Source organism: Enterobacter sichuanensis, assembly GCF_002939185.1.
Taxonomy (GTDB): domain Bacteria; phylum Pseudomonadota; class Gammaproteobacteria; order Enterobacterales; family Enterobacteriaceae; genus Enterobacter; species Enterobacter sichuanensis.
In genome coordinates, this window is sequence record NZ_POVL01000106.1 from 1 (window position 1) to 4,159 (window position 4,159).

At 46.0% G+C, this 4,159-nt stretch carries 7 protein-coding genes and 2 pseudogenes; 3 read left to right on the forward strand and 6 right to left on the reverse strand.

The features are described 5' to 3' along the window. Positions 1–491 precede the first annotated feature (491 nt). Positions 492–575, forward strand: a pseudogene (locus tag C5687_RS25160) (hypothetical protein); the annotation flags it as partial. Positions 576–635: 60 nt separating this feature from the next. Here C5687_RS25160 and C5687_RS23545 read toward each other — a convergent pair. Beyond that, positions 636–815: pseudogene (locus tag C5687_RS23545) on the reverse strand (terminase small subunit-like protein); the annotation flags it as partial. A gap of 89 nt (positions 816–904) precedes the next feature. On the opposite strand from C5687_RS23545, the gene C5687_RS23550 reads away from it, so the two are divergent. Beyond that, a complete protein-coding gene (locus tag C5687_RS23550; protein WP_104558155.1) occupies positions 905–1,369 on the forward strand; it encodes a hypothetical protein in 465 nt (154 codons plus the stop codon). A gap of 150 nt (positions 1,370–1,519) precedes the next feature. On the opposite strand, the gene C5687_RS23555 is transcribed toward C5687_RS23550, so the two are convergent. Further along, a complete protein-coding gene (locus tag C5687_RS23555; RefSeq protein ID WP_104558157.1) occupies positions 1,520–1,735 on the reverse strand; it encodes a hypothetical protein in 216 nt (71 codons plus the stop codon). Positions 1,736–1,918: 183 nt separating this feature from the next. Between C5687_RS23555 and C5687_RS23560 the strand changes: the two genes are divergently transcribed. Continuing rightward, on the forward strand, positions 1,919–2,773 hold the full coding sequence (locus C5687_RS23560; RefSeq protein WP_158252238.1) for a trypsin-like peptidase domain-containing protein: 855 nt from the start codon (positions 1,919–1,921) through the stop codon (positions 2,771–2,773). Between the two features lie 4 nt (positions 2,774–2,777). Here C5687_RS23560 and lysC read toward each other — a convergent pair whose 3' ends face one another. The 4 genes from lysC to C5687_RS23580 are packed head-to-tail and all read right to left on the reverse strand — an operon-like array spanning position 2,778 to position 4,014. Further along, on the reverse strand, positions 2,778–2,963 hold the full coding sequence (gene lysC / locus C5687_RS25300; protein ID WP_104558161.1) for an Rz1-like lysis system protein LysC: 186 nt from the start codon (positions 2,961–2,963) through the stop codon (positions 2,778–2,780). Next, on the reverse strand, positions 2,944–3,321 hold the full coding sequence (locus tag C5687_RS23570; protein ID WP_104558163.1) for a DUF2570 domain-containing protein: 378 nt from the start codon (positions 3,319–3,321) through the stop codon (positions 2,944–2,946). The genes lysC and C5687_RS23570 overlap by 20 nt, the downstream gene beginning before the upstream one ends. Then, a complete protein-coding gene (locus C5687_RS23575) occupies positions 3,318–3,812 on the reverse strand; it encodes a lysozyme (protein ID WP_104558165.1) in 495 nt (164 codons plus the stop codon). The genes C5687_RS23570 and C5687_RS23575 overlap by 4 nt, the downstream gene beginning before the upstream one ends. Next, positions 3,790–4,014, reverse strand: a complete 225-nt coding sequence (locus tag C5687_RS23580) for a class II holin family protein (RefSeq protein WP_001752682.1) — start codon at positions 4,012–4,014, stop codon at positions 3,790–3,792. Before C5687_RS23580 ends, C5687_RS23575 begins: the two co-directional genes overlap by 23 nt. Positions 4,015–4,159: the final 145 nt, after the last annotated feature.

Below are 4,159 nucleotides of genomic sequence, written 5' to 3' on the forward strand. Positions count from 1 at the left end.
TTAATACAAAACAACTATCAACCATTAAGGCTTTTTCCGCAAGTTCCTTTGAGAACATTTATTCTACTTAGCGATTTTAATGTCACATTCTCTCCAGTTATATAAAGGCGCATCTAACAAGCCGTTGTATTACATGCAAATAATAAGGCACATGGCACTTATCTGTATAAATGACAAACAACAAGCCATATCATAAAATATATTTTGTACCATTTTCATATATCCTTCTAACCCGGCAGTTATTTTCGGTTTGATCAACAAATTCACCGATTAAATATCATCCCGAAAGGAAGATACCTGGGATAAAGACTATCTTTTAAAGGTTGACAGGCGTTGTGGCTCAACGGGTCATCCGTATCACGACGACACAGCGAGCTGTGTATCTGGATGTACCGGGGAAAGCATTGCTGTGGGGTGATGAAAGGCAGGATTAACACCCCGGCGAACATCACCAATGCCGGTCATCTTTGGGCTGTGATTGCTAGCGACCTTTATCAGTTATCGGCACCAGATTTAACGCAGCTGTAAAACGTGCTGGTATTCGTCGCCGGAATCCGTACCATACGCGGCAGACAAATATTGCCCTTGCTGGCTCCGAAGGTAGTACTCAATGCAACAGAATCAAGAAATTAACAAAATTGGTCGCGAAACTCTGCATGCTGCGCCAGCCAGCGGAACACTGTAGCCTTGTTAGGCATGCCGGGTCGCTCACAAACTTTGCGCAGGCTTTCTCCATCGGCAAGCAGTGAACAGATGTCAGCAGCCACCTCTGGTAGATAATCAGAAGGGCGGCCAGTTTTTTTGGTGGTCGCCATTTTGCATCCTTAAGTAAATAACAAAACCCTACTAAAATTTCAGAAATCTTTGCCGATAATTTATAACGGACTTTATGAAGGGAATATTTATGAACAATTATGCAAACTCCTCTTTCGAGGAAATAGCACTGACTATCGGAAAATTCATTCTTGTCTGTGGCGAGATTGAATTTGAAATCACTGCCACTTATCCTATTTTTACGGGGAAGAAATTATCTTCCAAATGGATGAGTGATTCATTTTTCAACAAAATCAACCACCTACAAAACGCATTAGACCTTTCTGGCCCAAAACACAAGGCTTATCATGATCTTCTGAATGAGCTATCAACTTATCGAGATTTACGAAATCATCTTTCACATGGTTTTGTTGCAATTGATGCATCGTCTTTAGTATCTGGTTCTTATACATCTATCAAAATTGGCACTAGCGATACAACATATAAAGTTGATGATCTTAAAAACAAACTCCATGAGTTGATAACTCTGCGTCAAGCTTTGAACACTGCTAATGCTGAGGCCGCTTTAGAAAAAAACCTTGGGCATTTATTGTAGCTAACTGCCATGCTTTGAGGAAGTTATCGTCTCTGGATACGGGAAGGATAGTCGCTTCCCGTTTAGTTTATTCAGTCCTGTGGGTGCATCACATTTTAAGAATTCCCCAACTCGCAAGATGGCCTCCCAGCCTGGTTTGCTCATTCGTTACTACGTTGTTTGTTCTTCTGGCTGATCGGTCTGCTCTACTGGTACTGGCGTGAACTCCACGCGCTTAACGTCGGCCGGAGCGAAGTAAAGCCACTCGCCAGTCTCCGTTGCCAGCGGCACAAATCCGTTAACCAGCTCAGGCTGACGTCGTGACATCTTGCCCGTGAAGGTTTCGCCTGTTTGGGTGGTTAGGGTGATTTGGTAGATGTCGGACATTGAGAGCCTCTTTATCCGCTTGTGGGGATACTTGGGTGATTATCCGCTGCAGGGTGCATTGCCATTACGATGGGTTAGCCCATTCTGATGACAATGTAACTATACGTAGCGGGAGAAAGCGTATCGAAGTACAATTTCAATTCATCTATTATCCAGTTTCATTTTTTCATGAGAGGTGTTTTTTTGAACCCCATCAGCTTTTTTGCAGTTAAGTTAACCTGTTTTCATAATGATAGGGAAATTATGGTTGGAACAGGTTTCCTTTACAGCCATGAAGATTACGAAAACCCCATATTGATAACGAACTATCATGTATTAACTTGTCGCTACCCTAAGGAACCAGAATCATTAATGGGGCAAATTGGTTCATCACCAAATAAAATAACTTGCCACGTTTGGGCCCCAGACGGAAGTTCATTGCATACGTTTCACATTAATATTGATGCTAACACTAGCTGGCTTGAACACCCATTGAGAGATAAAGGGGTAGATCTTGTCGGAATTCCGATAATTATTAATGACAACATAGGTTATACAAATCAAGTAACTATTCAAAATAACGATGCCATTCCTCTGCATGTAGCCTCTGACCTCTCAATCGTAGGTTACCCATTCGGCTTGGCTGTTAATACACACCTTCCAATCTGGAAAAAGGGTATTGTTGCCAGTGAACCTAATGTTAAAGTTTCGGGACTTGATTGTTTTTACATTGATGCAACAACTAAAGAGGGCATGTCAGGCTCACCTGTTTTTACTCATGAATATACGACTCAAATGATAGTTTCTCCTGAGGTGCATGAATTACACCAACGGCGTGAAAGAGGTGAAATATCTGCATTAGATTTCATCAGTGCATTACCAACTGAATCAATGAAAAATACAATTCAGGTTAAAAAGTTCAAGCTTGTAGGTATTTACTCAGGGAGAGTAACCATTGGTAAATCTATGCCTGAGATAGGTATAGTCTGGAAAGTCAGCTTAATTGAAGAAATGCTGACCGCCAAGAATTGGGTCACATCAGAATATCCACCATTCTGATAACTTAAAAAGCCTCCATACTGGAGGCTTTATTTTCTTCAATCTTACGAATACTGGCCTTATCCAGATTGCACTGCCCAAGCGCCGTATAGAGCTGAGCGTTTAACTCCAGACTTGCCTGCCACGTGAACGGGACCGACATTCCGGGGATCGGTGTATCTGCCATGAGATCAGCGCTTATCGGCACCACTGGGGCCGGAACGTAAACTGTCTGCGTATTCCCGCATGCTGTCAGCAGCGGCAGAAGGAACAAGCTGGTTAGCGCACGGATCGCCTTCAAGCGCCTGACTGATGTAGACAATGCGCGTCTCGCCTTTTTTGGCCAGTTCGTTCTTTGCATTCTGGGTAGCCTGTGAGATGTCACGGATGATGTTCATCGTGGTGATCACGTTGTTGGTGATCGCCTCTGATGTATCTGCTCTAACCATCGCCTTATCGCGCTGGTCTTTGTAGGTGATGGCGTTGCCGCGGTAGTGGTTAATGGCCCAGGCCATGGAAACCAGCAGGCAGATAACGACAGCGCAGATGATTGCGGTTAATCGGCTCATTTCTGACCCCACTCGCAAACTTCACGCTCAATCTCGCGTCGGGTGATCAGCCCCTTCCACTGCTTACCACCGGCATACGTCCAGCGCTGCAGTTCTTTGCATGCCCCCGGCACATCACCAACGTTCAACTTCTTCAGCAGCGTGGAACTGGCGAAGGCACCAGAGCCCACGTTATAGGTGAAGGAGTAAAGTGCGGCGCGGGTAGGTTCAGGGATGCGAACCTTGATCAGCGGGTCGATGGCGTTTGCCACCTTTCGCAGATCGGCCTTTAGCAGGTTGTCACACTCTTTGTCGGTGTAGCGGTGACCGCGGCGAATGTCGGATCCGGTGTGCCCATCGCAAACAGTCCAGACGCCGACCACATCCTGATAGGCGTAATAGCGCCGCCCTTCCAGCCCATCCGCATTGCCAAGCATTACTGCAGCAATGGTGATTGCTCCGGATCCGCCAACAATGGCACCCACCAGCTTATTCCTGAGTGTCGGGTTCATCTCGGCTCCTGCTGCGGCGGTTGTCTTCGCGGATCTTGAAATAGAGATTCGTCAGATACGTCAGTACGGCAATGATGATACCCACCAGCACGCCGATAGCGTTCCACTGTTCGGGACTGTAGGCATTAAGCATGCCGTTGAGGATGCTCCCGGCTGAAGCGCCATAGGCAGCACCAGTGGTTATTTTTTCCATGCGATACATGCTCTCACCTCGCGTTGTTTGCGGGTGCTGTTCGTGTAGTGGGAAAGGCCGTCAGACACGATAGCTACGTGGCATCCGGAATTGATTGTCTGCGGCCTGAATAAAAAACCCGGCGACAGGCCGGGAAGATGAGGGTAAGGCAATA